This is a genomic window from Streptomyces diastaticus subsp. diastaticus, assembly GCF_011170125.1.
GTDB lineage: Bacteria > Actinomycetota > Actinomycetes > Streptomycetales > Streptomycetaceae > Streptomyces > Streptomyces diastaticus.
Map to the genome: position 1 here is coordinate 248,094 of NZ_BLLN01000003.1, position 26,832 is coordinate 274,925.

Annotated in this window: 19 protein-coding genes; 9 read left to right on the plus strand and 10 right to left on the minus strand. The window is 74.2% G+C overall.

Annotated features, from left to right (window positions below):
• Positions 1–21 precede the first annotated feature (21 nt).
• The 4 genes from Sdia_RS09570 to Sdia_RS09585 all read left to right on the plus strand — a co-directional run bounded on the left by Sdia_RS09570 (position 22) and on the right by Sdia_RS09585 (position 5,606).
• Complete coding sequence (locus tag Sdia_RS09570) at positions 22–1,476, plus strand: xylulokinase (RefSeq protein ID WP_100452827.1); 1,455 nt, start codon at positions 22–24, stop codon at positions 1,474–1,476.
• 132 nt (positions 1,477–1,608) lie between these two features.
• Positions 1,609–3,342: an ABC transporter ATP-binding protein gene (locus Sdia_RS09575; RefSeq protein ID WP_189500406.1), complete on the plus strand. Its 1,734-nt coding sequence runs from the start codon at positions 1,609–1,611 to the stop codon at positions 3,340–3,342.
• Positions 3,342–5,261, plus strand: a complete 1,920-nt coding sequence (locus Sdia_RS09580; RefSeq protein ID WP_115069927.1) for an ABC transporter ATP-binding protein — start codon at positions 3,342–3,344, stop codon at positions 5,259–5,261. The genes Sdia_RS09575 and Sdia_RS09580 overlap by 1 nt, the downstream gene beginning before the upstream one ends.
• Positions 5,262–5,378: 117 nt before the next feature.
• Positions 5,379–5,606: a glycine zipper domain-containing protein gene (locus Sdia_RS09585; protein WP_100453341.1), complete on the plus strand. Its 228-nt coding sequence runs from the start codon at positions 5,379–5,381 to the stop codon at positions 5,604–5,606.
• Positions 5,607–5,627: 21 nt separating this feature from the next.
• Here Sdia_RS09585 and Sdia_RS09590 read toward each other — a convergent pair whose 3' ends face one another.
• The gene (locus Sdia_RS09590; protein WP_115069928.1) at positions 5,628–6,677 is read right to left on the minus strand and encodes an RNA polymerase sigma factor; all 1,050 of its coding nucleotides are present in this window, start codon (positions 6,675–6,677) and stop codon (positions 5,628–5,630) included.
• 308 nt (positions 6,678–6,985) lie between these two features.
• Between Sdia_RS09590 and Sdia_RS09595 the strand changes: the two genes are divergently transcribed.
• Entirely contained in the window at positions 6,986–7,408 is a 423-nt protein-coding gene (locus Sdia_RS09595) for a hypothetical protein (protein WP_115069929.1), read from the plus strand.
• A gap of 111 nt (positions 7,409–7,519) precedes the next feature.
• Positions 7,520–8,518, plus strand: a complete 999-nt coding sequence (locus tag Sdia_RS09600; protein ID WP_115069930.1) for an arsenic resistance protein — start codon at positions 7,520–7,522, stop codon at positions 8,516–8,518.
• A 23-nt stretch (positions 8,519–8,541) separates the two neighbouring features.
• Here the strand turns inward: Sdia_RS09600 and dnaG are convergent, their stop codons facing one another.
• Both dnaG and Sdia_RS09610 read right to left on the minus strand, forming a co-directional pair.
• Positions 8,542–10,446 (minus strand): DNA primase, encoded by a 1,905-nt coding sequence (gene dnaG / locus Sdia_RS09605; RefSeq protein ID WP_100452833.1) that lies wholly within the window; start codon positions 10,444–10,446, stop codon positions 8,542–8,544.
• Between the two features lie 120 nt (positions 10,447–10,566).
• Complete coding sequence (locus Sdia_RS09610) at positions 10,567–11,829, minus strand: NAD(P)/FAD-dependent oxidoreductase (RefSeq protein WP_189500407.1); 1,263 nt, start codon at positions 11,827–11,829, stop codon at positions 10,567–10,569.
• Positions 11,830–12,540: 711 nt separating this feature from the next.
• On the opposite strand from Sdia_RS09610, the gene Sdia_RS09615 reads away from it, so the two are divergent.
• Together Sdia_RS09615 and Sdia_RS09620 are read left to right on the plus strand one after the other, a co-directional pair.
• A complete protein-coding gene (locus tag Sdia_RS09615; protein WP_229831540.1) occupies positions 12,541–14,211 on the plus strand; it encodes an ATP-binding protein in 1,671 nt (556 codons plus the stop codon).
• Complete coding sequence (locus Sdia_RS09620; RefSeq protein WP_100452835.1) at positions 14,208–14,897, plus strand: response regulator; 690 nt, start codon at positions 14,208–14,210, stop codon at positions 14,895–14,897. The genes Sdia_RS09615 and Sdia_RS09620 overlap by 4 nt, the downstream gene beginning before the upstream one ends.
• A 43-nt stretch (positions 14,898–14,940) precedes the next feature.
• Here the strand turns inward: Sdia_RS09620 and Sdia_RS09625 are convergent, their stop codons facing one another.
• The 3 genes from Sdia_RS09625 to Sdia_RS09635 form a co-directional block, all read right to left on the minus strand.
• The gene (locus tag Sdia_RS09625) at positions 14,941–16,431 is read right to left on the minus strand and encodes a CitMHS family transporter (protein ID WP_189500408.1); all 1,491 of its coding nucleotides are present in this window, start codon (positions 16,429–16,431) and stop codon (positions 14,941–14,943) included.
• A gap of 508 nt (positions 16,432–16,939) precedes the next feature.
• Positions 16,940–17,809, minus strand: a complete 870-nt coding sequence (locus tag Sdia_RS09630) for a hypothetical protein (protein WP_100452837.1) — start codon at positions 17,807–17,809, stop codon at positions 16,940–16,942.
• Between the two features lie 138 nt (positions 17,810–17,947).
• Entirely contained in the window at positions 17,948–19,282 is a 1,335-nt protein-coding gene (locus Sdia_RS09635; protein ID WP_100452838.1) for a deoxyguanosinetriphosphate triphosphohydrolase, read from the minus strand.
• 475 nt (positions 19,283–19,757) lie between these two features.
• Between Sdia_RS09635 and Sdia_RS09640 the strand changes: the two genes are divergently transcribed.
• Positions 19,758–20,546: a SanA/YdcF family protein gene (locus tag Sdia_RS09640; protein ID WP_100453343.1), complete on the plus strand. Its 789-nt coding sequence runs from the start codon at positions 19,758–19,760 to the stop codon at positions 20,544–20,546.
• A gap of 47 nt (positions 20,547–20,593) precedes the next feature.
• Here Sdia_RS09640 and nrfD read toward each other — a convergent pair whose 3' ends face one another.
• Genes nrfD through Sdia_RS09660 form a run of 4 tightly spaced genes read right to left on the minus strand, consistent with a single transcriptional unit; the run spans position 20,594 to position 26,572 of the window.
• Positions 20,594–21,577 (minus strand): NrfD/PsrC family molybdoenzyme membrane anchor subunit, encoded by a 984-nt coding sequence (gene nrfD, locus Sdia_RS09645; protein WP_229831526.1) that lies wholly within the window; start codon positions 21,575–21,577, stop codon positions 20,594–20,596.
• Positions 21,578–21,585: 8 nt separating this feature from the next.
• Complete coding sequence (locus tag Sdia_RS09650; protein WP_371874240.1) at positions 21,586–22,545, minus strand: 4Fe-4S dicluster domain-containing protein; 960 nt, start codon at positions 22,543–22,545, stop codon at positions 21,586–21,588.
• Entirely contained in the window at positions 22,542–25,832 is a 3,291-nt protein-coding gene (fdh, locus tag Sdia_RS09655) for a formate dehydrogenase (protein WP_100452839.1), read from the minus strand. Before fdh ends, Sdia_RS09650 begins: the two co-directional genes overlap by 4 nt.
• A gap of 59 nt (positions 25,833–25,891) precedes the next feature.
• Complete coding sequence (locus Sdia_RS09660; RefSeq protein ID WP_100453346.1) at positions 25,892–26,572, minus strand: HAD family hydrolase; 681 nt, start codon at positions 26,570–26,572, stop codon at positions 25,892–25,894.
• Between the last annotated feature and the right edge of the window lie 260 nt (positions 26,573–26,832).

The window sequence follows — 26,832 nt, forward strand, 5'->3', positions numbered from 1 at the left end:
GGCGTGCGGCAGAATCGTCGTATGGGGATAGTCGCCGGGCTGGACAGTTCGTCCGCATTCACGCGCATGGTCGTCTGCGACACCGATACAGGTGCCGTACTGCGGCAGGGGTACGCGCCGCATCCGAAGGAGGGTGAGGGGGCGGCCCCGGACGTCGATCCGCAGAGCTGGCTGCTCTCACTCGGCGAGGCCGCGGCCGGCGGGCTGCTGGAGGGCGTCGAGGCGATCGGGGTCTCCGCCCAGCAGAACGGCCTGGTGCCGCTGGACGCGCAGGGCTCGGCCGCGCGCCCCGCGATGGTCGGCGGTGACCGGCGGGCGCAGGTCGCCGCGGCCGACCTGACGGCGGAACTCGGCGGTCGCGAGGCGTGGGTGCGGTCGGTCGGCTGCGTCCCGCAGCCCGCCCAGCCGGTGGCCAAGCTCCGCTGGCTGGCGAAGAACGAACCGGAGAACGCCGCCCGCGTCGCGGGGCTGCTCCAGGCCCACGACTGGCTGGTCTGGCAACTGCTGGGCAGGCCCGCACGCCGTACCACCGACCGGGGCGGGGCCTCGGGCACCGGGTACTGGTCGGCGGCGGCGGGGGAGTACCGGCCGGAACTGGTGGAACTGGCGCTCGGCCACCGGGCGGTGCTGCCGGAGGTGATCGGCCCGGCCGAGGCGGCGGGGACCACTCCGGAGGGGCTGCTGATCTCGGCGGGGACCGGCGAGACGATGGCGGCCGCGTTCGGACTCGGTGTCGGTCACGGCGACGCGGTGGTGTCACTGGGCGCCTCCGGCTCGGTGATGGCCGTCCACCACGAGGCCGCCTGGGACCCGGACGGCCTGATCACCTCCTACGCCGACGCCACCGGTATGCACCTCCCGGTGGTCCACACGCTGAACGCGGTACGGGCCCTGCGGGGCACCGCCGACCTCCTCGGCGTCGACCTGCCGGAGCTGTCGCGGCTGGCCCTGGAGTCGACGCCCGGCTCGCACGGCCTGGTCCTGCTGCCGTACCTGGAGGGAGAGCGCACGCCCCGGCTGCCGCACACCGCGGGAACGCTGAGCGGGCTGCGCCGCGAGTCGATGAAGCGCGAGCACCTGGCACGGGCCGCCTTCGAGGGGATGCTCTGCTCGCTCGCCGACGCCCTCGACGTGCTGCGCGGGCGGGGCGTGGCGATCCGCCGGGTCTTCCTGCTGGGAGCGGCCGCCGAGCTGCCGGCGGTGCGGGCCGCCGCCCCGATGATTTTCGCCGCCCCGGTGATCGTCCCCGAGGCCGCGGACTACGCCGCGCTCGGCGCGGCCCGCCAGGCGGCCTGGGCCCTCGGCGTCGAGCGGGGCACCCTGGACCGCTCCGCCCCGCCGATGTGGGGCGGAGCGCCCGGCCAGCACCTCGAACCGGGGGAGGAGATCGCCGTCGGCCAGGCCGTGCGCCAGCAGTACACGGCGGTCCGGGACCAGACGCACCCGGAGGCGTTCGGCGGCGTACCGCTCGCCTGACCTGGAAAGGGGCTTCCCGAGCGGTGGGCGCCCGGGGAGCCTTGACCCGGGCTTGGACAAAACCGGTGGGATCCGGCGGCCGGGTGACGCAGGATGGGGGCGCATCCCGTACGGCCGATCCGGAAGAGACCTGTGCTCATACGACTCCTGCGGACCTACCTGCGTCCGTACCAGAAGCCCATCGCGTCGGTGGTGGTGCTGCAACTCCTCCAGACGTGCGCGGCCCTGTACCTGCCCTCGCTCAACGCGGACATCATCGACCGGGGAGTCGTACGCGGCGACACGGGGACGATCCTCGGGCTCGGCGCCGTCATGCTCGCGGTGACCCTGGTGCAGATGGCGGGCAACATCGGTGCGGTCTACTTCGGTGCCCGTACCGCCGCCGCCCTCGGCCGGGACCTGCGCGCGGCCGTCTTCGACCGGGTGCAGTCCTTCTCGGCACGGGAACTGAACGGTTTCGGGGCGCCGTCGCTGATCACCAGGACGACCAACGACGTCCAGCAGGTCCAGATGCTGGCCCTGATGACCTTCACGCTGATGGTGACGGCGCCCATCATGTGCGTCGGCGGCGTGATCATGGCCCTGGGCCAGGACGTGCCGCTCTCCGGAGTGCTGCTGGCCGTGCTGCCCGTGATGGGCCTGTCCGTGGGTCTGGTGGTGTGGCGGCTGCGGCCCCTCTTCCGCTCCATGCAGAAGCGGCTGGACACCGTCAACCGCGTGCTGCGCGAGCAGATCACCGGCAACCGCGTCATCCGTGCCTTCGTCCGCGACCGGTACGAGACCGAGCGGTTCGGACGGGCCAACACCGGGCTGACCGACGTCTCCCTGGGCACCGGCCGGCTGCTGGCGCTGATGTTCCCGCTGGTGATGCTGGTGGTGAACCTGTCCTCGCTGGCCGTGGTGTGGTTCGGCGCCCACCGGATCGACAGCGGTGCCATGGAGATCGGCTCGCTCACCGCCTTCCTCGCCTACCTGATGCAGATCGTCATGTCCGTGATGATGGCCACCTTCATGTTCATGATGGTGCCCCGCGCCGAGGTGTGCGCCGAGCGCATCCAGGAGGTGCTGGGGACCAGCAGCAGCGTCGTCCCGCCCACCGAGCCGGTCCGTGACCTGCCGGGCCGCGGCACCCTGGAGATGCGGGCCGCCGGATTCCGCTACCCGGGCGCCGAGGAGTGGGTGCTGCGCGACGTGGAACTGTTCGCCGGGCCCGGCGAGACCACCGCGGTCATCGGCTCCACGGGCTCCGGCAAGACCACCCTGCTGGGCCTCGCCGCCCGGCTGATCGACCCCGTCGAGGGCGAGGTGCTGGTCGACGGCGTCGACATCCGCCGCATCGACCCGGCCCTGCTGGCCCGCACCGTCGGTCTCGTCCCGCAGAAGCCGTACCTCTTCTCCGGCACCGTGGCGAGCAACCTGCGCTACGGCAACCCGGCCGCGAGCGACGAGGAGTTGTGGCACGCGCTGGAGGTGGCGCAGGCCAAGGAGTTCGTGGAGCGGCTGGAGGGCGGGCTGGAGGCGCCCGTCTCGCAGGGCGGCACCAACGTCTCCGGCGGCCAGCGGCAGCGGCTCGCCATCGCCCGGACCCTGGTGCAGCGCCCGGAGATCTACCTCTTCGACGACTCGTTCTCCGCGCTGGACTACGCGACCGACGCGGCGCTGCGCGGCGCGCTGCGCACCGAGACCGCCGAGGCGGCGGTGGTGATCGTCGCCCAGCGGGTGTCGACCATCCGCGACGCCGACCGCATCGTCGTCCTCGACGAGGGCCGGGTGGTGGCGGTCGGCCGGCACCGCGAGCTGATGGAACGGGACGAGACCTACCGGGAGATCGTGCTCTCCCAGCTGACGGAAGCGGAGGCCGCGTGATGGCAGGCCCGATGGGCGCCGGCGGCGCGCCAGGACAGCGGTCGATGGACTTCAAGGGCTCGGGCAAGCGGCTGCTGGCCCAGTTCCGGCCCGAGAAGCCCACCATGTGGGCGATGTTCGGCACCGGCCTGCTCAGCGTCGCTCTCTCCGTGACCGGCCCGAAGATCCTCGGCTGGGCCACCGACCTGGTCTTCGCGGGCATCGTCGGCCGCGACATGCCGGCCGGGGCCACCCGTGAGCAAGTCCTCGCGGGGATGCGGGAGGGCGGCGACGAGGGGGTGGCCGACATGCTCTCCGGAATGGACTTCACCCCCGGCGAAGGCATCGACTTCGGTGCCGTCGGCCAGGTGCTGCTGGCCGCGCTCGGCGTCTTCCTCCTGGCCGCCGCCCTGATGACGGTCTCCGCCAGGCTGTCGAACCGGGCGATCAACCGCACCGTCTTCCGGATGCGCCGCGACGTGCAGGCGAAGCTGGCACGCCTGCCGCTCTCCTACTTCGACCAGCGCCAGCGCGGTGAGGTGCTGAGCCGCGCCACCAACGACATCGACAACATCGGCCAGACGCTCCAGCAGACGATGGGCCAGGTGGTCAACTCGCTGCTGACCGTCATCGGCGTGCTGGTGATGATGTTCTGGATCTCCCCGCTGCTCGCCCTGGTGGCGCTGGTGACGGTACCGCTGTCGTTCGTGGTCGCGACCCGGGTCGGGAAGCGCTCCCAGCCCCACTTCGTCAGCCAGTGGTCCTCGACGGGCTCGCTCAACGCCCACATCGAGGAGATGTACACCGGGCACAGCCTGGTCAAGGTCTTCGGCCGCCAGGAGGAGTCGGCGAAGCAGTTCGCCGAGGAGAACGAGGCGCTGTACCAGGCCGGGTTCAAGGCCCAGTTCACCAGCGGCATCATGCAGCCGCTGATGATGTTCGTCTCCAACTTCAACTACGTCCTGGTCGCCGTCGTCGGCGGTCTCCGGGTCGCCTCGGGCGCGCTGTCCATCGGCGACGTGCAGGCGTTCATCCAGTACTCCCGGCAGTTCTCGATGCCGCTGACCCAGGTCGCCTCGATGGCCAACCTGGTGCAGTCCGGCGTCGCCTCCGCCGAGCGGGTCTTCGAGCTCCTCGACGCCGAGGAGCAGGGACCCGACCCGGTCCCCGGCGCCCGCCTGGAGAAGCCGCTCGGCCGCGTCGTCCTGGAGAAGGTCTCCTTCCGCTACGAGCAGGACCGGCCGCTGATCGAGGACCTCTCCCTGACCGTCGAGCCGGGTCGCACCGTCGCCGTCGTCGGCCCGACCGGAGCCGGCAAGACCACCCTGGTCAACCTGCTGATGCGGTTCTACGAGGTCACCGGCGGCAGGATCACCCTGGACGGGGTCGACGTGGCGGCCATGGCCCGCGAGGAACTGCGTTCCCGGATCGGCATGGTCCTCCAGGACACCTGGCTGTTCGGCGGCACCATCGCGGAGAACATCGCCTACGGCGCCTCCCGCGAGGCGACCCGTGCGGAGATCGAGGAGGCGGCCCGCGCCGCCCACGCCGACCGGTTCATCCGGACCCTGCCCGACGGCTACGACACCGTCCTCGACGACGAGGGCAGCGGGGTCAGCGCCGGTGAGAAGCAACTCATCACCATCGCGCGGGCCTTCCTCTCCGACCCGGTGATCCTCGTCCTGGACGAGGCCACCAGCTCGGTGGACACCCGCACCGAGGTGCTGATCCAGCAGGCCATGGCCCGGCTGGCGCATGGCCGCACCTCCTTCGTGATCGCCCACCGCCTCTCCACGATCCGGGACGCCGACACGATCCTCGTGATGGAGAACGGGGCCATCGTCGAGCAGGGCTCGCACGCCGAACTGCTCGCCGCCGAGGGGGCGTACGCCCGCCTGTACGCGGCCCAGTTCGCCGAGGCGGCCGTCGAGGTCGACTGAGCGCGGAGCGGACACGGGTCAGGCCGCCCCCGAGGGCCGCCGGGAGTGATGCCCCGGCGGCCCTCTGGCATGCTGGGCACACGGATCGTCGCAGGACATGACAACCTGAACGGGTGGGTGGGGGAGTTGGCACAGCAGCCGCGGGAGCCGGGGCCGCCGGAGCGCCCGGGCGGGGAGGACCCCGCGTCGGCCTCGGCCATCGCCCTGTACCTGCCGATCGGGCTCGCCGTCGGCCTGGCCGTGGGCCTGCTGGCCGACCGGCTGGCGGTCGGGCTCGCGGTCGGCCTGGCGGTGGGCGTGGCCCTCGGCGCGGGCGTCGACGCGAAGCGGCGCGGCCGGCAGTGAGCCGGGTGCCGCCCCGGGCGGTCAGTCCAGATAGCCGCGCAACTGCCCGGCCGCGGTGTGCTCACGGAGCCTGCGCAGCGTCTTCGACTCGATCTGGCGGACCCGTTCACGGGTGACGCCGAAGAGGCGGCCGATCTCCTCCAGGGTGCGCGGCCGCCCGTCGTCGAACCCGTACCGCAGCCGCACCACCTGGCGCTCGCGGTCGCTGAGGGTGGCGAGGACCGCTTCGAGGTGCTGGCGGAGCAGCAGCAGGGCGGCGCTCTCCGCCGGGGAGGCCGCGTCGGCGTCCTCGATGAGGTCGCCGAGGAAGACGTCGTCCTCGCCGCCGACCGGGGCGTGCAGGGAGACCGGCTCGCGGGCCAGCCGCAGCACCTCCTCGACCTTCTCGGCGCTCAGGCCGAGCCGCTCCCCGACCTCCTCGGCGGCCGGTTCGCGGCCCGCCTCCTGGAGCAGGGTGCGCTGGGTGCGCACCACGCGGTTGATCAGCTCCACGACGTGCACCGGGACCCGGATGGTGCGGGCCTGGTCGGCGAGGGCGCGCGTCATCGCCTGGCGTATCCACCAGGTCGCGTACGTGGAGAACTTGAAGCCGCGCGTGTAGTCGAACTTCTCGACCGCGCGGATCAGCCCGAGGTTGCCCTCCTGCACCAGGTCGAGCATGGTCAGGCCGCGACCCGTGTACCGCCGGGCGACGGAGACGACGAGCCGCAGGTTGGCCTCGATGAGCCGCCCCTTGGCCCGCTCCCCGAGCACCACGAGCCGCCGCAGGTCGCGGGCGAGCCCCTGGTCCGCGTGGCCCCCGGCCAGCTTCGCCGCCGCGAACACCCCTGCCTCGATCCGCCGCGCCAGCTCCACCTCGTCGGCCGCCGACAGCAGCGGGATGCGCCCGATCTCCCGCAGGTACTGCCGGAAGAGGTCGGGGACGGTCACCCCGGCCGGCTCGGACGCGGCCGGCCCCCGGGCCGTACCCTGCGGCCGGCCGCCGACGGCACCGGCCGGCGCCGGCCGGTGCCCGCGCGGAGCGGGAACACGCGGGACGAGGGGAGCGGGGCGAGGTGGCCTGGTCTGCACGGGGTGACCTCCCAGGTGATCGCTGGGCGTATCGGGGGACGGTGCGTGCGGTGTACGGGGCGCGGCAGCCCCGCGGTACGGAAGAACGCGCCCGGGACCGAGGACGCGCCGCCCCAGTGTGAGGCACACCACGCCTCCACCACGAGAGGGCGTCAGGACCTTTTCCGGCCTTGGGCAGGCGAGCGCCGGTACGGCCGGGGGCGCCCGCGCGGTTTCCCGCCGGGCGCGACCCCGCCCGGGCAGGGCCGGGCGGTCCGCGCCGGGCATACGCCTGACCGTCGCGTCGGGTGACGGTCTACGGTCGGAGGATGAGTGCCACGCGGATCCCCCGGCGCGCCGGACGCGGCGGCGTCCCGGAACCCCTGCGGTTCTGCGGGACGCCGGGGGTGCCGCCCGCCGGGCGGGCCGCGGCCGGCTGCCGCCGGTACGGGGAGGACGCGGAGGACCGGCCGGCGCTCACCGGCGTGGACGGCCGCCCGGGCCCGCCGCCGGAGGGGGGCGCCGGAGTGCTCGGGGCGCGGCGGCGGGCGCGGGCCCGCCAGATGGCGGGGGCCGGCCCGCGCGAGCGGGTCGTCGCCCGTACCGAGCGGGCCGAGCGGCGCGCGGCGGAGCCGGCCGGGTGCACCCTCTTCCCGCGCCGCGCCGTGGAGCACCCGGACGCACCGCCCCACCGCGAGAACCGCTGCGGCCCGCGCCGCGCCTTCCCCGGCCGCGTCCGGCCGCCGGCCTGATTACTGCCCTTCCGCCTGCCCCGGCCCGTCCCCCGTGGTCCGGGCCCCGCCCCGTCCGTCCCCGAGCAAGGAGCACCCACGGTGTCGCAGTCATCCGGTCCGGCCGGAGCCATGGAACGCCACCAGGTCGCCGTCTACGTCGGCGCCCTGGTGGCCGGCGGACTCGTCGGCCGGGCCGCCCCGGGGGCCGGGCCGGGCCTGGAACACGCTCTCGACCCGGTGCTCGCCCTGCTGCTCTACGTCACCTTCTTGCAGGTGCCCGCGGCCGACCTGCTCCGCTCGCTGCGCGCGGGCCGGTTCCTGACCGCGACGCTGGTGGCCAACTTCGTGGTGGTGCCGCTGGTCGTCGCGGTCATGTTCCCCTTCCTCCCCGCCGACCAGGCCGTCCGCCTCGGCGTGCTGCTGGTGCTGTTGGCGCCGTGCGTCGACTACGTCATCGTCTTCAGCGGTCTCGCCGGCGGCAGCAGCCGGCGCCTGCTGGCCGCGACGCCGTTGCTCCTGCTGGCCCAGATGATCCTGCTGCCCCTCTTCCTCCACCTGTTCATGGGGTCGGGCCTGGCCGACGTGGTGGAGGCCGGACCGTTCATCGAGGCGTTCCTGGTCCTGATCGTCATTCCGCTCGCCCTGGCCTGGCTCACCCAGGCGTGGGCCGCTCGCCGCGCGGCCGGGCGGAAGGCCGCCGACGCGATGGGGACCACCATGGTCCCGCTGATGGCCGCCACCCTGCTGACCGTCGTCGCCTCCCAGGTTCCCCAGCTCGGCGACAGCCTCGCGGACGTGGGGCGCGTGGTGCCCTTCTACCTCCTGTTCCTGCTCGTGATGGCCTTCGCCGGACTCGCCCTCGCCCGCCTCTTCCGGCTCGGCGCTCACGACGGGCGGGCCCTGGTGTTCACCGGTGCGACGCGCAACTCCCTCGTCGTCCTCCCGCTGGCGCTGGCGCTGCCCGACGCCCTGGCCGTCGCCGCGGTCGTCGTGGTCACCCAGACCCTGGTCGAGGTGATCGGCATGGTCGTGTACGTCCGGACGATCCCGCTGCTGCTCCCGGCTGCCGGGGCCGGCGCACCGGCGGACGGACGGCGGGACGGGCCGGCTCGTCCGCCCCGGCGGTGAGCGCGACCGCGGGGAAGGCGGCGCTACAGCGCTTCGGCGCCGTTGTTCCGCAGGCTCCGGTCGTACTGCTGGAGGACCCACAACTCGTTCTGGACGGAGGAGAGCTGCTGCTGGTCGCCCTGGGCGGCCACGCGGGTGAAGGTGCCCTGGAGGTCGCGGATGCGGCGTTCGACGGCGCGCAGGCGGACCTTGACCAGTTGCTCCCCGGCGTAGACCTCGTCGACGGTGCGGCGGCGGATCGCCTCGACGGCCAGTTCGGTGACCATCGCGCGGACCGTGTCGTCGGGGGCGGCGTCGCGGACCCGGGTGAGGTAGTCCATGCCGAGGTCGGCGCCGAGTTCCGCGCCGCCCGCCTCCTCGATGGCCTCGCGGACGGCGGCGTAGGGGGCGGCGGTGAACTCGTCGGAGCCGTAGGCGTCGAAGGCCGGGGAGACGAGTTCGGGGCGCTGGAGGGCGAGCTTCAGCAGTTCGCGTTCGGTGGTGAAGGCGGGGCTGCGGAGGTTGAGGGCGGGGCCGCTGAAACGGGGCGCGCTGGTCTCGACGGCGGGGCCGGGTCCGTCCGTGCGGCGGGGGGCGGGGCCGGGCTCGCCACCGCGCTCGCGGGCCCAGCGGGCGAGCTGGGCGACGCGGCGCACGACGAACTGGGTGTCGAGGATGCCGAGCATCCCGGCGAGCTGGACGGCCACCTCGTGCTGGGAGGAGGCGGACTTGATGCGGGCGACGACCGGCCCGGCCTCGTCGAGGGCGGCCGCGCGGCCCGCCGGGGTCTCCAGGTCGTACCGGGAGACGATCTGGCGCAGGGCGAACTCGAAGAGCGGGGTGCGGGGCTCGACCAGGTCGGCGACGGCGTCGTCGCCCTTGGCCAGCCGGAGGTCGCAGGGGTCCATGCCGTCGGGGGCGATGGCGATGTAGGTCTCGGCGGCGAACTTCTGGTCGTCCTCGAAGGCGCGCAGGGCGGCCTTCTGCCCGGCGGCGTCGCCGTCGAAGGTGAAGATCACCCGGGCGCTGCCGTTGTCCATCAGCAGTCTGCGCAGGATCTTGATGTGGTCCTGGCCGAAGGCGGTGCCACAGGTGGCGACGGCGGTGGTGATCCCCGCGAGGTGGCAGGCCATGACGTCGGTGTATCCCTCGACGACCACGGCCCGGCTCGCCTTGGCGATGTCCTTCTTGGCGAGGTCGATGCCGTAGAGGACCTGCGACTTGCGGTAGACCGGGGTCTCGGGCGTGTTGAGGTACTTGGGCCCGTTGTCGTCCTCGCGCAGGCGGCGGGCGCCGAAGCCGACGACCTCGCCGCCGATGTCGCGGATGGGCCACATCAGGCGGCCCCGGAAGCGGTCGACGGGTCCGCGGCGGCCGTCCTGGGCGAGGCCGGAGGTGAGCAGTTCCTTGTCGGTGAAGCCCTGGCCGCGCAGGTAGCGGGTGAGGTGGTCCCAGCCGGCCGGGCTGTAGCCGATACCGAAGTGGCCGGCGGCGGCCTGGTCGAAGCCGCGCTCGGCGAGGAAGCGGCGGCCGATCTCCGCCTCGGGGCCTTCGAGCTGCCCGGCGTAGAACTCGGCGGCGGCCTTGTGCGCCTCGATCAGCCGGATGCGTTCGCCCCGCTGGTGGGAGGGGTTGTAGCCGCCCTCCTCGTACCGCAGGGTGATGCCGGCCTTGGCGGCGAGGCGTTCGACGGCCTCGGAGAACGTGAGGTGATCGACCTTCCTGACGAAGGTGATCGTGTCGCCGCCCTCCTGGCAGCCGAAGCAGTGGAAGAGGCCCTTGGCCGGGCTGACCTGGAACGACGGGGACTTCTCGTCGTGGAACGGGCAGAGGCCCTTGAGGTTTCCGCCGCCCGCGTTGCGCAGCGACAGGTACTCGGACACCACGGCGTCGATCGGGACCGCGTCCCGGACCGCCTTCACGTCCTCGTCATTGATCCTGCCAGCCACGTGGGAAGTCTACGGCCGCCGCGGAGCTGGTCCGGCGGCCGGTCTCCTCCACGGCTCCCCCGGCACCGGGGATCACCGGGCCGGGGGAGCGGAAGGAGAGGGCGGCGGACCCGTGCGGGGTCAGGCCAGGAGGCTCTCCAGCGCTGCGGACGGGTCGGCGAGCGCGTCGGCGTCGACCTGCCGGGCGCTGCGGACGAGCCGCTGGATCTGATCGGTGACGTCCCACACATTGACGTTCATCCCGGCCAGCACCCGGCCCTCGGCCAGCCAGAAGGCGATGAACTGGCGGCGGCCGACATCGCCCCGGATGACCACCTGGTCGTAGGCGCCGGGCGGGGCGTATCCGGAGTACTCCAGCCCGACGTCGTACTGGTCGGAGAAGAAGTAGGGGACGCGGTCGTAGCGGACCATGCGGCCGAGCATGGCGCGGGCGGCGGCGGGCCCGCCGTTGAGGGCGTTGGCCCAGTGCTCGACGCGCAGCCGGGTGTCGAAGAGCGGGTGGTGGGCGGCGGCCACGTCACCGGCCGCGTAGATGTCCGGGTCGGAGGTGCGCAGCGAGGCGTCGACCGCGATGCCGCCGCCGTGCTCGCGGTCGACCAGGGCGAGTCCGGCCGCCTCGGCGAGCGCGGTGCGCGGTGCGGCGCCGACGGCGGCGAGCACGTCGTGCGCCGGGTGCTCCTCACCGTCGTCGGTGTGCGCGGCGAGGACCACTCCGTCCTGGCCGCTGATGCCGGTGAGGCGGGCGCCGAAGTGGAAGCGGACCCCGTGGTCGCCGTGGAGCGCGGCGAAGACCTGGCCCAGCTCCGGGCCGAGCACGCTGTGCAGCGGTGTCGGCTCCGCCTCCACCACGGTGACCTCGGCGCCGTAACCGCGGGCGGCGGCCGCCACCTCCAGGCCGATCCAGCCGCCCCCGGCGATCACCAGGTGGCCGTTGTCCCGGCCCAGCGCCGTCAGGACCTGGCGGAGCCGGTCGGCGTGGGCGAGGCGGCGCAGGTGGTGGACGCCGACCAGGTCGGTGCCGGGGACGTCGAGGCGGCGCGGTTCGGCACCGGTGGCCAGCAGCAGCTTGTCGTACTTGAGCACCGTGCCGTCGCCGAGCCGGACGGTGTGCGCCTCGCGGTCCAGGGCGACGGCGGGCTGGCCGAGGTGCAGCTCGATGTGGTGGCGGGCGTACCAGGAGGGTTCGTGGACGAAGACGCTGTCCCGCTCGTCCTTGCCGGTCAGGTAGCCCTTGGAGAGCGCGGGCCGCTCGTAGGGCCGGTCGCGTTCGTCGCAGACGAGGATCACCCGGCCTCTGAAGCCTTCCTCGCGGAGGGTTTCGGCGGCCTTGGCCCCGGCCAGTCCTCCTCCGACGATGACGAATGTCTGATCCGCGTCGACCACGTCGAGCCTCCCTGTTCTTCCTGCCCTGCGGCGCAGGTGCGGCGCTGCCCGCCTCAGCGAGCGTCCCGTACGGAGCGTAATGCGGGAAGAGGGGGTGGCCCGATCGGGCCAACGAGTCGTCACACCGCGTGGTCGGCCCGGGGCTTGGCGCCCTGGGCCGGGCGGACACCGGAGGGGGCCGGCCGGCCCCTTGCGCGGCTGCCGCGCTGACCCGCGGCGGGGTTGCGCCGCCGGGTCACAATGGTGCGGAGCCCGTGCGTCCGCGCTGGTGGAGGCGTAAGGGCAGGGTGTACCGGCGGTGGCCGAGGGTGACGGCGAGCCCTCGCGGCCGCACCGGCGTACCGGGGCCGGGGCGGGGACCCCGGCCGGCGCGGCCCGGCCGGGACGGGCGGTGGCCGGACGGGTGGGGGTACGACACAGCACGGCCGGGACCGAGACGAGGAGGACACCATGGCGGGACGACGGGGCGGCCGCGACGCCTGCCCGGGGGAGCCGGACGCGGGCGGGCGGCCGCGCTCCTCCGGCCCGGCACCCGGTGCCGGCGTGTCGGCGGGCTCCGGTGTCACGCCCGCCGACGCGGTCCCGAGCCCGCGCAGGCCCGCCCTCGCGCCGGGCGGCCCGGTCCCGGAGCCGGTGGCCCCCGCCGCCGCCCCCGGACCGGCGCGCCCCCGGCGCGGACCCCGCCTGCGCCCGCTGCGGGCCCCGCGCCGGATGGCCTCGCAGGTGCTGCTGGTCCAGTTGGTCATCGCCGTCGGCGTGACCGCCCTGGCCACCGCGCTCTTCCTCGCCCCGCTCAGCGACCAGCTCGACGACCAGGCCACCCACCGCGCGCTGGCCGTCGCGCAGGCCATGGCGAGCGACGAGGACCTCGCCGGCGACCTGCTGCGCTCCGAGCCCGTGCGGGACAACCCGGTGCAGAAGTCGGCGGAGCGGGTCAGGCGGGCCACCGGCGCCGAGTACGTCGTGGTGATGGACACCCGCGGCATCCGCTACTCGCACACCGAGCCGGCGCTGATCGGCCGCCGCGTCTCCACCGACCCCTCGCAGGCGCTCGCCGGACACCACGTGCGGCAGATCGACGTCGGAACCCTCGGCCGCTCGGCGCGCGGCAAGACACCGCTGCGCGACGCCGACGGCGAGGTGATCGGCGCCGTCTCGGCCGGCATCCGCTACGAGAGCGTCCGGGACCGTCTGACCGGGGCCGTCCCGCAGGTCGCCGGGTACGCCACGGGCGCGCTCGGCGCCGGTGTCCTCGGCGCGCTCGCCTTCTCGCGCATGGTCTACCGGCGCACCCGAGGTCTCGCCTTCTCCGACATCGCCGCCCTGCTGGACGAGCGGGAGGCGATGCTGCACTCGATCCGCGAGGGCGTGCTGGCCCTGGACGGGCACGGCAGGGTCCGGCTCGTCAACGACGAGGCGCAGCGGCTGCTGGGCCTCGGCCGGCCGTGGCCCGGCGAGAGCGGCGGGATCGGCCGGCCCGTCGCCGACCTGCTCGGGACCGGGCGGCTCACCGCCGTCCTGACCGGCGAGGTCTCCGGCACCGACCTGCTGGCGGTGCGCGGCGGCCGGGTCCTGGTGGTCAACCGCATGCCGACCGAGGACGGCGGTGCCGTCGCCACCCTGCGCGACCGCACCGAACTGGAGACCCTCGGCCGCGAGCTGGACGCCACCCGCGCCCTGCTGGACGCCCTGCGCGCCAAGGACCACGAGCACGCAAACCGCCTGCACACCCTGCTCGGCCTGCTGGAACTCGGGCTGTACGAGGAGGCCGTCGACTTCGTCACCGAGACGGTCGGCTCCCACCGGGCCACCGCCGAACAGATCGCCGAGTCGGTGGGCGACCCGCTGCTGGCCGCCCTGCTGGTCGGCAAGGCCACGGTGGCCGCCGAACGCGGGGCCGCGCTGCGGCTGGCCCCCGGCTCCCGGCTGCTCGAACCGCTGGTCGCCCCGCACGATCTGGTCACCGTCCTCGGCAACCTCGTCGACAACGCCCTGGAGGCGGTCGGCGCGCCGGAGCCGGGCGCGCCGACCGGCGGGGAGGACCGGCTGGTGGAGGTCGCGCTGCGGGCCCGGGGCCGTACCGCGGAGCTGCGGGTCCGCGACACCGGCGCGGGCGTGCCGCCCACCCAGCGGGAGCTGGTCTTCGCCGACGGCTTCTCCACCAAGGAGGCCGCGCCCGGCCGGGGCGGCCGGGGTCTCGGCCTCGCCCTGGTCCGGCGCCACGCCCAGCGGTACGGGGGTACCGTCTCGGTGGCCGGGGCCGAGGGCGGCGGCGCCGAGTTCACCGTGGTCCTGCCCGAGGCGCTCGCCGCGCCCGACGGGGCCGTACCGGACGGGCGCCGGGCGGCATCGCCGGACCCGCGTGAGGAGGAGGGCCGATGATCGAGGTGCTGGTCGTCGACGACGATCCGCGGGTGGCGCGGATCAACGCCGCCTACACCGACCGCGTGCCCGGCTTCCGGACGGCGGGCACCGCCCACACCACCGGCGAGGCGCTGGCCTGGCTCGACGGCCACCACGCCGACCTGGTCCTCCTCGACCACTACCTGCCCGACGAGAACGGCCTCGGCCTCGTCCGGCGGCTGCGCGCGGGCGACTCCCGCACCGACGTGATCATGGTGACGGCCGCCCGCGACGTGGCCACGGTGGAGAGCGCCATGCGGTACGGCGCCCTGCACTATCTGGTCAAACCGTTCAGCTACAGCGGCCTGCGCGCCAAGCTGGAGGGGTACGCGGTCCTGCGCCGCACCCTCTCCGACGGCCCCGAAGCCGGGCAGGAGCGGGTCGACCGGATCTTCGGGGTGCTGGGCAGCGCCGCGGCGGGCCCGATGGCCCTGCCCAAGGGGCACTCCGCGCAGACGGTGCGGCTGGTGCGGCAGGCGCTGAGGGAGGCGGGGCGGCTCTCGGCGGCCGGCACGGCCGACCGGACCGGCCTCAGCCGGCAGACCGCCCAGCGCTACCTGAAGCTGCTGGAGCGGTCCGGGCAGGTCGGCCTCAGCCTGCGCTACACCGGCTCGGGCCGGCCGGAGCACGTCTACACGTGGACGGGGACCGGCGAGGAGGCGTGACGACGGGGGCGCGCCCCCGTCGGGCGGTACGGGCGGCGAGGTCTCAGGCGATGCCGAGGAGCAGGGCCGCCGTGAGGATCACCAGGGAGACCAGCACCGCCCACTTGACCGTGGCGCGGGTGTGGTCGCCGAATTCCACCTTGGCCATGCCGACCAGGACGTAGACGGCCGGGACCAGCGGGCTGGACATGTGGAGCGGCTGGGCGATGAGCGAGGCGCGGGCGATCTCCAGCGGCGAGACGCCGTGCTGGGCGCCGGCCTCGGCGAGGATCGGCACGATGCCGAAGTAGAACCCGTCGTTGGACATGAAGTACGTGAACGGGATGCTCAGCAGGCCGGTGATGAGGGCCATGTGCGGGCCGAGGCCGTCCGGGACGGCGCCCACCAGCGTCCTCGCCATCTCGTCGACCATGCCGGTGCCGGTCAGCACACCGGTGAAGACGGCGGCGGCGAAGACCATGCCCGCGACGTTCAGGACGTTGTCGGCGTGGGCGGCGATCCGCTCCCGCTGCTGCTTCATGTGCGGGAAGTTGACGGTCAGCGCCAGGGCCGCGCCGAACATGAAGATGACCGGGATCGGCAGCGACTGGGCGACCAGGGTGACCAGGACGGCCAGCGTCAGCAGGGCGTTGAACCAGAAGAGCCTCGGGCGCAGCGTGGGGCGGTCCGGGGCGAGGGCGCCCCACTCGCCGGACTCGGCGGTGGCCCCGGCGGCGCCGCCGTCGGGGGCGAGGCCGCCGCCGGAGCCCGCCGGGTCCGGGGAGGCGGGGCCGCCGTGGGCGGCACGGCCGGCGGTCGTCCCGGCCGAGGCGCCGCGGCTGCCCGCGCCGACGCCGACCGGGGTGCGGTCGCGGGTGGTCCCGGACTCGGTCTCCTCGGCCGGCGCGGAGCCGGCGGCCGGCCCGGTCTCGGTGAGCAGCCCCAGGCGGCGGCGCTCCCGCAGGCCCAGAATCCAGGCGAGGGCGAAGACGCTGAGCAGGCCGATGGCGAGCGCGGGCACCATCGGGACGAAGATGTCGCCCGCGTCCAGCTTCAGCGCGGTGGCGGCACGGGCGGTGGGGCCGCCCCAGGGGACGGTGTTCATCACGCCGTTGGCGGTGGCGGTGACCATCGTCATCGTCAGCACGCTCATCTTCAGCCGCAGGTAGAGCGGGAGCATCGCGGAGACGGTGATCATGAACGTGGTCGAGCCGTCGCCGTCCAGCGAGACGACCGCGGCGAGCACCGCCGTGCCGAGCACGACGCGTGCCGGGTCGGCCTTGCAGAAGCGCAGGATGCCCCGGACGACCGGGTCGAACAGGCCGACGTCGATCATCACCCCGAAGAAGAGGATGGCGAACATCAGCATGGCGGCGGTGGGCGCCAGCTCGCCGATCCCGTCCAGCACGTACCCACCCAGCTGGGCCCCCTGTCCCGCGATCACGCAGAAGAGGGCGGGGATGAGGATGAGCGAGGTCAGCGGGGACATCTTCTTCGTCATGATCAGCGTCAGGAATGTCGCGATCATGACGAATCCGAGGACCGTCAGCAGCATGGAACTTCACCTTCGTCCGGCTCGTGACCACAGCTCCGTGGCCGGTCGAAAGTACGAGCGGCGCCCGGGCGGAAACAAGGAGTCCACCCGTGAGCAATACGCGCGAAACCCTCCCGTCGCCCGCAGGCCGGCCTGGCAGGTGTCCGGAACCTCCGCCAGGCGCCTGGTCTGCGGCGATCGGGAGGCGGCGGGAGGGGCGCGCCGGGCGGGTCCGGCGCGAAGGGGCGAGGTCACGCGTACGCGCGAGGTGCCGGTACGCGTCCCCGTACCGGCGCCGGTGGTGCGTGGGCGTCGTTCCGCCGCCTTCGCGGCGCGCGCCGGACTCGTGTCAGCGGTGGTCCGCCTTGAGCGAGGGTGAGGTGGGCGGCGGCAGACGCCGGCGCACGCCGCGTACCCGGGTGCTCCGTCGTCGGGGCGGCTCCGCGGCCTCGCCGTCCGTGGGGCCCGGCCCGGGCGCCGGCCAGTCTCCCGTGACCCGGGAGGCGGTCTCGACGTCCGGGGCGGCTCTTCAGGGTGGTTCCTCGCGCGAGGGCTTCCGGGGCGGGGTCCTGCGGGCCGCCTTCTTCGCCCGGGTCTCCTTCCGCGCGGTACGCCCGGCCGGCCCGGCGGCCTCGGACGCCTCGCCGGCGGCCTCGGAGGCCGTGTCCCCCGCCCCCGACACCGTGTCCCCGGCCTTCGAGGCGGCCCGGGAAGCGGCGCCCCCCGCGTCCTCGACCGCTCCGCCCGCGCTCTCCCCGACCCGCTCGGTCGCCTTCCCCGCGCCCTCGCCGACGCCCTCGACGGCCTTGCGCGCGCCCTTGCCGGTGTCCTCCACGGCCTGCCCCGCGCCCTCGCCCAGTGCGCCGACCGCCCTTCCGGCGCCGCTGCCCACGTTCTCCGCCGTCGCTCCCAGACCGGAGGTGATCTGCTCCAGGATCTGCGGATTCCGGTCGATGGTGGAGAGCACACGGCCGATGACCGCGGCGACGTTGTCGAGCCGCACCTTGAGCAGTGCCTGCGCGTCCACGCCCTTGATGTCCAGTTCCACGCCGGAGAGCGCGACATCGGCACCGACGTTGAGCTTGAGGAGGTCCAGGACCTCGGCCTGGAGGGAGACCTTGGCCCGCAGGCTCTCGACCTGGAGGTCGATCTCGTCCACGTGGAGCTGCGGCACGTCGAGGTGGACGTCCGGCTGGTCGGAGGTTCCCGCGGGCGGTGACGGGGCGGCGTCGGTCAGCTCGCCTTCGAGCGGCTCCTCGGTCTTCTCGCCGCCCTGCCCCTCGGAGGCGTCGTCGTACGCGTCGTCCTCGTCCCGCTCGTCCTCCTCGTAGCCGGAGTCCTCGTACTCCTCGGGCTCCTCGCGGGTCGCCTCGTCGTCCGCGTAAGCGTGCTCCGTCATGCGGGCCCTCCGTGACTGTGTGGGCAAACCGGCACTTTTCACCCTAGGGGAGGAGTGCGCGAGGTGCGCTCGGAGGAGGAGGCCGCCCCGGGAACCGGGGCTGCCGGTCCGGCGCCGGAGCCCGCTCGCCCCGCTGCCTCAGCAGCGGCTGCCCGGCTCCGTCAGGTCCGCGTGCAGGGAGCGCGCGGAGGCGTCGGTCAGGGAGGCGATCTGGTCGATCACGACGCGCTTGCGCGCCCGGTCGTCCGCCGCCGCCTCGAAGAGCGCCCGGAACTGGGGGTCGAGCCCGAACGGCGCGCGGGCCAGCAGCGCCTGGGCCAGCTCGGCGATGACGACCCGCTGCTCGGCGCGCAGCACCTCCTGCTCGGCCCGCTGCATCACGTACCGGTCGGCCAGCGCCTTCAGCACCGCGCACTCCAGCCGCGCCCCCCGTGGGACGACCAGCTCCGCCGCGTACCGCACGGGAGAGGCACCGCGACCGGCGCCGGTGGGCGGCCCGAGCACGTACGCGGCACGGGTGGCGGCCTCCGCGGCCAGGCAGAAACGGCCGATGAGCTGGCTGGTGGCGTCCTTCAGCCGGGCCTGGGCGGCGGCCGTGCCGTCGTACCCGTGCGGCCACCACTCCTGGTCCATGAGGCGGTCCAGCGCGGCCGTCAGCTCGGCCGGGTCGGTGCCCGCCGGGGCGTACCGCTCCAGGGCGAGCCGGGTGATGTCGTGGCGCTCGGGGTCGGCGTGCAGGAGGTTGGGATCGATGTGGCCGGCGTGCAGGCCGTCCTCCAGGTCGTGGACGGAGTACGCGACATCGTCCGACCAGTCCATGATCTGGGCCTCGAAGCAGGTCCGCCCGGCCGGCGCCTGGTCGCGCAGCCAGGTGAAGACGGGCAGGTCGTCCTCGTAGACCCCGAACTTGGGGGAGGCCGGGTCGGCCGGGTGGCCGCCGCGTGGCCAGGGGTACTTGGTGGCGGCGTCCAGGGAGGCGCGGGTGAGGTTGAGCCCGACGCTGGACTGCTCACCGGTGTGCGGGTCGGTGCGGAACCGCTTGGGCTCGATGCGGGTGAGCAGGCGCAGCGACTGGGCGTTGCCCTCGAAGCCGCCGCAGTCCCCGGCGATCTCGCTGAGCGCCTGCTCGCCGTTGTGCCCGAACGGCGGGTGGCCCAGGTCGTGCGAGAGGCAGGCGGTCTCGACCAGGTCGGGATCGCAGCCCAGGGCGGCGGAGAGGTCGCGCCCGACCTGGGCGCACTCCAGCGAGTGGGTGAGCCTGGTGCGGGGTGCGGCGTCCCACACGCGGCTGCGCGTACCGGGAGTCACCACCTGGGTCTTGCCCGCGAGCCGGCGCAGCGCGGAGGAGTGCAGCACGCGGGCCCGGTCCCGCTGATAGGCGGTCCGGCCCGGCCGCTTGTCCGGCTCCGGGTCCCACCGCTCCACGGCGGTGACCGCCGACTCGACCGGGCGGGGCTGCTCTGCTGCCGTCATGCCCCCGACGGTAGCCGCCGCGGGTGACGGAGGGCCGTACCCCTCCCGCCCCGGCCGGGTGGTGGGCCGTCCACGGGTGGCCGGAGCAGGAGGGAGGCGCTCCGCTCGGTCCAGTCGGCCGTCCACGGCGGCGGGCCGCGAGAACAGGCAGTGACGGAGGAGTGCCGCCCGAGGGGCGGGGTCCGAGAGGGCCGGGCCCGCGGTCCCCACCGTGCGGACGGCCCGGTGTCAGCTCCGGCCGCCCGGCCCGGAGGCCCCGGACGGCCGCCGGGTGAGAGGGCGTCAGCAGCGGGGCGGTGACGGGTTCGCCGCTGTTCCGGCGCGGCGGGAACCGGGACGGTTCGGGCGGCGTTGGAGAGGACAGAGAGGTTACGGAGCGTGAAGTGCGGGGCAGGAGTCGCCGGTGGAGACCGGCGGAGGCGCCCGGGGCGAGGGCCGGCCGGGGACGGAAGGACGCGGGAGCGTGGGGGAAGCGATGCGGGACGGCGAGCGGGACGGACGGTCCGGGGTGCGGTCCGTGGTCCGTGGCCGTGCGGGACGCGGTGTGCTGCGAGTCCGGCGGGCCGCCGCCCGGGTGGTGGCGGGACGGTCGCCGGTGTCCCCCGCCGCCGGTGGGAGGCGGCCGGGTGGGCGCCGGGCGGTGCGCACGGTGGTGGCCCTGTGCGTGCTGGCGCTGCTGCCCGCCGCCTGGATGCGGTTCTCCGCCGACGGCCACCTGCGCGGCACGGCGGACGTGGAGCGGACCGAGGTCGCGGTGGTCTTCGGCGCGGGCCTGTGGGGCGACGAGCCCTCGCCGTACCTCGCCCGCCGTCTGGACGCCGCGGTGGAGCTGTACCGCAGCGGCCGCACCGAAGTGGTCCTGGTGACCGGGGACAACAGCCGCGAGGAGTACGACGAGCCGGAGGCGATGCGCCGCTACCTGGTCGCCCGGGGCGTCCCCGACCGGCGGATCGTCAGCGACCACGCCGGCTTCGACACCTGGGACTCCTGCGTCCGCGCCCGGAAGATCTTCGGCGTGGACAAGGCCGTCCTGATCAGCCAGGGCTTCCACATACACCGGGCGGTGACGCTCTGCCGGTCCGCCGGGCTCCAGGCGTACGGCATCGGCGTCGACGACCGCCACGACGCGAGCTGGTACGCGGGCGGCGCCCGCGAGGTGCTGGCCTCGGGCAAGGCCGCGCTCGACGTACTGCTCCGGCCCGATCCCGTCTTCCTCGGCGACCGGGAGCAGGGGGTGACCCGGGCGCTGGAGTCGGCGCGGTGACAGGCGGGGGCGGCGCGCCGGGACGGAGCGCGTGCCCCCGTGTCCCGTCAGGGCTGCGCCGAGGAAGCCTCCGCCTCCCGGACGAGCCGTTCACGCTGCGGCCGGATGGTGTACAGCGGGTCCTCGGCCGAGACGACCCCGGAGTGGAAGACCGCGAAGCGGGTGCACGCGGAGGCGGTGAGCAGGGCGAGACCGGTCAGCGCCGCGACGGGCCGGCGCCGGACGGCCGGCGTGGCGGCCAGCACCGCTCCGGTGGCGTGGAGCGCCTCGGCCGCCCGGAAGAAGCGGGCCGCGCGGCCGGAGCGGTGGGTCTCGGCGGTCGGCCCCAGCCGTCGGCGCATCGCCCGCAGCGCCGCCAGCTCGCCGGCGGCGGCCAGGACGGTGGCCGACCGGGCCGGGCCGGTCTCCTGGGGCGGCCCCACCAGGAGGGCCGCGCCGGAGGCGGCGGCCGCCGCCGAGGCGGCGAAGACGTACGGCAGTTCGCGGTGCCCCTCGTGCCAGGCGGGGACGGCGGTGTCGGCCGCCAGTACGGCGGTGTAGGTGGCGACCAGGGGCCCGAGCGCCGCCGCCCCCCAGGTGGCGGCCGTCCCCACCCGGGGCAGCAGCCCCGTCGCGGCCGAGGCGGCGGAGACCCCGGCGGCCGGGCCGTAGGCGGAGAGCAGCCAGGAGCCCATGTTCATCGGCGAGGTGGGCTTGAAGACCCGCAGCATGTTGGCGAACCGTCCCGGGCGGCCCAGATCGTGGATGAGGGCGGCGGTGGAGAGGGAGATGGCCCCCAGCGAGGTGAGCTTCAGGCCGGTCGCGGTGCGGCAGCGGCCGGTGGCCTGGGCCCCGGCGGCGAAGACGGAGCCGGCCCCGGCGAGGCCGCCGAGGAAGAAGTACCCGGCGATGTCGGTGGCCCGCCAGGACGGCGGCTTGAGCACCGGCCGGTCGTAGTAGGTGGCGAACTCGGCGGGCTCGACCATCAGTTCCTCGCCGCGTCGGCGCTTGCCGTGCCTGCCGTCCCGGCGGCGGTCCTTCTCGCGGGTCATACGTGGGCTCACTTTCCGGCCTTCCAGGGTGTGCGGAGGGAGGAGAGGGCGAAGGAGGCGGCGGTGCCCGCGAGGAGGGCGAGACCGGCCACCGCGGCGTGCGCCCACATCCGGCCGAGGTCCTTGGTGGTCACCTGCGGGTCGGGCGGCAGCCCGTAGACCTCCGGGTCGTCGAGGAGGAGGAAGAAGGCGCCGGCGCCGCCCACCCCGTCCTCGGGGTCCTCGCCGTAGAGGCGGGCCTCGGGGACACCGGCCTCGTGCAGGTGGTCCACGCGTCGCGCGGCGCGTTCGCGGAGTTCGTCCAGCGGGCCGAACTGGATCGACTGCGTCGGGCACGCCTTGGCACACGCCGGTTCCTGCCCGGCGCCGAGCCGGTCGTAGCAGAGGGTGCACTTGAAGACGCGGCCGTCCTCGGGGCGCTGTTCGATGACGCCGTAGGGGCAGGCCGGCACGCAGTAGCCGCAGCCGTTGCAGATGTCCTCCTGGACGACGACGGTGCCGAACTCGGTACGGACGAGGGCGCCGGTGGGGCAGACGTCGAGGCAGGCGGCGTGGGTGCAGTGTTTGCAGACGTCGGAGGACATCAGCCACCGCACGCCCTCGCCGTCCGCGCTGCCGGAGGCCGGTGCCTGGGGTCCGCCCGCGTCGGCGAGCGGCAGCAGCGCGCGGCCCTCCGGGGCGGGCGGCGCGGCCGGTTCGACCCGGGTGGTCTGCTCGATGAAGGCGACGTGGCGCCAGGTGGAGGCGCCGAGCCCGCCGGTGTTGTCGTACGACATGCCGGTGAGCGACAGGGTGCCGTCCTCGGGGACGGCGTTCCACTCCTTGCAGGCCACCTCGCAGGCCTTGCAGCCGATGCAGACCGAGGTGTCGGTGAAGAAACCGACGCGTGGCGGCGCGTCCTGGTGGCCGGCGTCGGCGGCCGGGTCCGGTTCGGGGCCGCTGAGCAGGTCCCGGATGTCGTGGATCACGTCGCCTCCTGGACGTCCTCGGTGCCGGTGGCCGCGGTGATGCCCGCTCGGCGCCGGTACTCGGCGAGCAGGCGGGGCAGTTCGGGCCCGCGCGGCCGGCGGCCGGGACGGATGTCCGCGGTCAGGGCCTTGTCGGCCTGGATGTGCGCGTCGGCGTCCAGGACGATGGCCATCAGTTCGTTGGTGGCGTCGCCGGTCACCAGACCGTTCGGACCCCAGTGGAAGGGCATGCCGATCTGGTGGACCGTGCGCCCGTGCACCGTCAGCGGCTTCGCCCGCTCGGTGACCAGCACCCGGGCCTCCACCGCGCCGCGCGCGGTGACCACGGTGGCCCACCCGGTGTGTTCCAGCCCCGCCTCGGCCGCCAGTTGGGGGGAGACCTCGCAGAACAGCTCCGGCTGGAGCTCGGAGAGGTACGGCGACCAGCGGCTCATGCCGCCCGCCGTGAAGTGCTCGGTGAGCCGGTGGGTGGTGAGGATGTGCGGGTACACCTCGGCCCCCGGCTGGTCGCCCGAGGGGTGGTACCGGTTGCCCTCGCGCGGATAGAGCTGGCGTACGGGGGAGCGGGGCCGGTCGGGGTGGAGGGCGTTGGGGAAGGGCGAGTCCTGCGGCTCGTAGTGGGTGGGCATCGGCCCGTCGAGGAGCCCGGCCGGCGCGTACAGCCAGCCCTTCCCGTCGGCCTGCATGATGAACGGGTCGTCGCCGCGCAGGGCCGCCGTGCCGGTCGCGTCGTTGGGGGGGACGTGGTCCGGCGGCAGGTCCGGGATGAAGTCGGGCACGTCGTGCCCCGTCCACCTGCCCTCCTCCGGGTCCCACCAGACGTACTTCTTGGCCGCGCTCCACGGTGTGCCGTCGGGTGCGGCGGAGGCACGGTTGTACAGCACGCGCCGGTTGGCGGGCCAGGCCCAGGCCCACTCCCGGGCCGTCCACTCCTGCTCGGTGTGCGGCTTGCGACGGGCCGCCTGGTTGACGCCGTCGGCGCGGACACCGCAGTAGATCCAGCAGCCGCAGCTCGTCGAGCCGTCGTCGCGCAGCTCCGTGTACGCGCTCAGCGGGGCGCCGTCGGGGCCGTGCCCGTTGATCTCGGCGAGCACGGCGTCGGCGTCGGGTTCGTCCAGCGGGCCTGCCACGGGATAGTCCCAGGCCAGGTCGAGCAGGGCGCGGTCGCGGGGGTCGGTCGAGCCGGCCAGCTTCTCCTTGACGCGGCGGCCCAGGTGGTACGTGAACCAGAGGTCGCTGCGGGCGTCGCCGCCGGGTTCCACGGCGGCGTGGTGCCACTGCACCCAGCGGTTGGTGTTGGTGAACGACCCGGATTTCTCGGTGTGGGAGGCGGCCGGGAGGAAGAAGACCTCGGTGCCGATCTCCTCGGTGCGCAGTTCGCCGGTCTCGATCTCGGGACCGTCCTGCCACCAGGTGGCCGACTCGATGAGGGAGAAGTCGCGGACCACCAGCCAGTCGAGCTGGGCCATGCCCAGCCGCTGGAGGTGGGTGTTGGCCGAGCCGACCGCCGGGTTCTCACCCATCAGGAAGTAGCCCTTGCAGACGCCGTCGAGCTGGTTCATGACGGTGTCGTAGGTGCTGTGCGAGCCGGTGAGCCGGGGGATGTGTCCGAAGCAGAAGTCGTTGTCGGCGGTGGCGGCGTCGCCGTAGTACGCCTTCAGCAGGCTCACGAAGTAGGCCCGCATCTCGCTCCAGAAGCCCTTCTCGGTCCGGCTCGCCTCGATGAAGGTGTCGAGGTTCTCGTGGTGGTGGGCGTGGGGCATCGGCAGGTAGCCGGGGAGGAGGTTGTAGAGGGTGGGGATGTCGCTGGAGCCCTGGATGGAGGCGTGCCCGCGCAGCGCCTGGATCCCGCCGCCCGGGCGGCCGATGTTCCCGAGCAGCAGCTGGAGCACGCCGGCCGCCCGGATGTACTGGGACCCGACGGTGTGCTGGGTCCAGCCGACCGCGTAGGCGAAGGCGCTGGTGCGGTCCGGGCCGGAGTTGGCGGTCAGGGTGTCGCAGACCTCCCGGAAGGTGGCCTGCGGGATGCCGCAGACCTCCTCGACGAAGGCCGGCGTGTAGCGCGCGTAGTGGCGCTTGAGGAGCTGGTAGACGCAGCGGGGGTGCTGGAGCGTGGCGTCGCGGACGCTGCCGGGCGGCGCGGGCGCACCCCCCGCCCCCTGCATCTCGGCACCGCCGCCGGAGGGGTCGGGCCCGTGGTCGCCGCCGAGTTCCTCGTGGCCGACCCGCGCCTGGTAGCGCTGGTCGGCGTCGCCCGCGGGTGCCTGGACACCGGCTCCCTCGTACTGCCAGCTGTCGGCGTTGTAGCGCCGGGTCTTCGGGTCGTAGCCCGAGAAGATGCCGTCGAGGTCCTCGGTGTCCTGGAACTCCTCACGCACGATCGAGGCGGCGTTGGTGTAGGCGAGGACGTACTCCCGGAAGTCCTTCTCCTCGGTGAGGACGTGGTTGATGATGCCGCCGAGGAAGGCGATGTCGGTGCCGGCGCGGATCGGGACGTGCACGTCGGCGAGGGCGGTGGTGCGGGTGAAGCGCGGGTCGACGTGGATGATCCGGGCGCCGCGCGCCTTGGCCTCCATCACCCACTGGAAGCCGACCGGGTGGGCCTCGGCGAAGTTGGACCCCTCGATCATGATGCAGTCGGCGTGCTGGAGGTCCTGGAGGAAGGTGGTGGCCCCGCCGCGCCCGAAGGAGGTGCCGAGCCCGGCCACGGTCGAGCTGTGGCAGACCCGCGCCTGGTTCTCCACCTGGACGACGCCGAGCCCGGTCATCAGCTTCTTGATGAGGTAGTTCTCCTCGTTGTCCAGGGTGGCGCCGCCCAGGCTGGCGATGCCCATGGTGCGGTTGACCTGGTGGTCGCCGTCCTGCCACTGCCAGGTCTCCCGGCGGGTCGCGATCACCCGGTCCGCGATCATGTCCATCGCCGTGTCGAGGTCGAGCGGCTCCCAGCCGGTGCCGTACGGCCGCCGGTACAGCACCTGGTGGCGGCGGGCGTCACCGGTGGTGAGCTGGAGCGTCGCCGAGCCCTTGGGGCAGAGCCGGCCCCGGCTGACCGGCGAGTCGGGGTCGCCCTCGATCTGCACCACCCGCTCGTCCTTGACGTAGACCTGCTGGCCGCAGCCGACCGCGCAGTACGGGCAGACGGACTTGACCATCCGGTCGGCGGTCTCCGTGCGCGGGCGCAGGCTCCGGGTCTCCGCGGACATGGCCGCCGCCCCTCTGCCCAGCGGGTCCCCGCTCCTGAGCTGGCGCAGCACCGGCCAGTCGGTCAGCCGTCGGCGTGGGCTCATGTGCGACTTCTCCCTGTGGTCGGTGGCTCCCCGGGGCGGTACGGGTCCCGGGCTGGGCGTCAGCCCGCCAGCGGGCTCGTGTCGAGGTGGGCGAGGAGGTCGGCGGGGGTGTCGTAGACCGCGGCGGCGCCGGCCTCCTTGAGCTCGTCGGCGCCGACCCCGCCGGAGAGCAGCGCCGTGCAGGGGACGCCGACGCGGGCGGCCGAGATCACGTCCCAGACCGAGTCGCCGACGAAGTGGGCGCGGCCCGGCGGCACCCGGGCCTCCTCCAGAGCGGCCTCGACCAGGTCGGGGGCGGGTTTGCCGGAATCGACCTGATCGCTGTCGGTGGCGGCGAGGATGGCGTCGTCGGCGTCGATGGCGCGGCGCAGCGCGACCAGGTCGTCGCCCCGTGCCGAGGAGGCGAGGACGACCCGCCAGCCGCGCCGGGCCAGCGCGCGCAGCAGGTCGGCGGCGCCGGGGACCGGCCGCAGCCGGTCGTGCCAGGTGGCGAAGAGCGTGGCGTGGGCGTCGCTGATCGCGGAGACGTGCTCCTCGGAGTGGCCGGGACCGATCAGGCGTTCGATGAGGTTGCCACCGGACATGCCGATGAGCCGGTGGATGTCGCGGGTCGCCACCTTGTGTCCGGCCTGCCGGAACGCCTCCCACCAGGCGACGGTGTGGAAGTAGTTGGAATCGACCAGTGTGCCGTCGACGTCGATGATCGCGGCGCGGGCCTGCTCGGGGGGTGGTGTGGTCACGGCGGGCACCTCGCGGGGGAAGGCGGACACGGGCACGGACTGCCGTTCCGTCTGCCCGGCGACCGTGCGGGAAACCTGACGCGAGTGGAACGGAACGATTCGCTCCACCCTTGCGAGCGTAGGCCGGGCCGGGGGAGGACGGCATCCGGAGCGCCAGGGTCCTGGCCGGGGCGGCACCCGGTGGATGAGTGCCCGGTCCTCGGGCAGCCGGAGTCCGGGAGGGCTGTCGGGGTTTCATCCTCCGCCAAACGGCAAAGCAC

Coding starts and splice junctions, on each gene's coding strand:
- Sdia_RS09570 (WP_100452827.1), top strand. CDS start 22: ATGGGGATAGTCGCCGGGCTGGACAGTTCGTCCGCATTCACGCGCATG.
- Sdia_RS09580 (WP_115069927.1), top strand. CDS start 3,342: ATGGCAGGCCCGATGGGCGCCGGCGGCGCGCCAGGACAGCGGTCGATG.
- Sdia_RS09595 (WP_115069929.1), top strand. CDS start 6,986: ATGAGTGCCACGCGGATCCCCCGGCGCGCCGGACGCGGCGGCGTCCCG.
- Sdia_RS09600 (WP_115069930.1), top strand. CDS start 7,520: ATGGAACGCCACCAGGTCGCCGTCTACGTCGGCGCCCTGGTGGCCGGC.
- Sdia_RS09615 (WP_229831540.1), top strand. CDS start 12,541: ATGGCCTCGCAGGTGCTGCTGGTCCAGTTGGTCATCGCCGTCGGCGTG.
- Sdia_RS09620 (WP_100452835.1), top strand. CDS start 14,208: ATGATCGAGGTGCTGGTCGTCGACGACGATCCGCGGGTGGCGCGGATC.
- Sdia_RS09625 (WP_189500408.1), bottom strand. CDS start 16,431: ATGCTGCTGACGGTCCTCGGATTCGTCATGATCGCGACATTCCTGACG.
- Sdia_RS09630 (WP_100452837.1), bottom strand. CDS start 17,809: ATGACGGAGCACGCTTACGCGGACGACGAGGCGACCCGCGAGGAGCCC.
- Sdia_RS09635 (WP_100452838.1), bottom strand. CDS start 19,282: ATGACGGCAGCAGAGCAGCCCCGCCCGGTCGAGTCGGCGGTCACCGCC.
- Sdia_RS09640 (WP_100453343.1), top strand. CDS start 19,758: ATGCGGGACGGCGAGCGGGACGGACGGTCCGGGGTGCGGTCCGTGGTC.
- nrfD (WP_229831526.1), bottom strand. CDS start 21,577: ATGACCCGCGAGAAGGACCGCCGCCGGGACGGCAGGCACGGCAAGCGC.
- fdh (WP_100452839.1), bottom strand. CDS start 25,832: ATGAGCCCACGCCGACGGCTGACCGACTGGCCGGTGCTGCGCCAGCTC.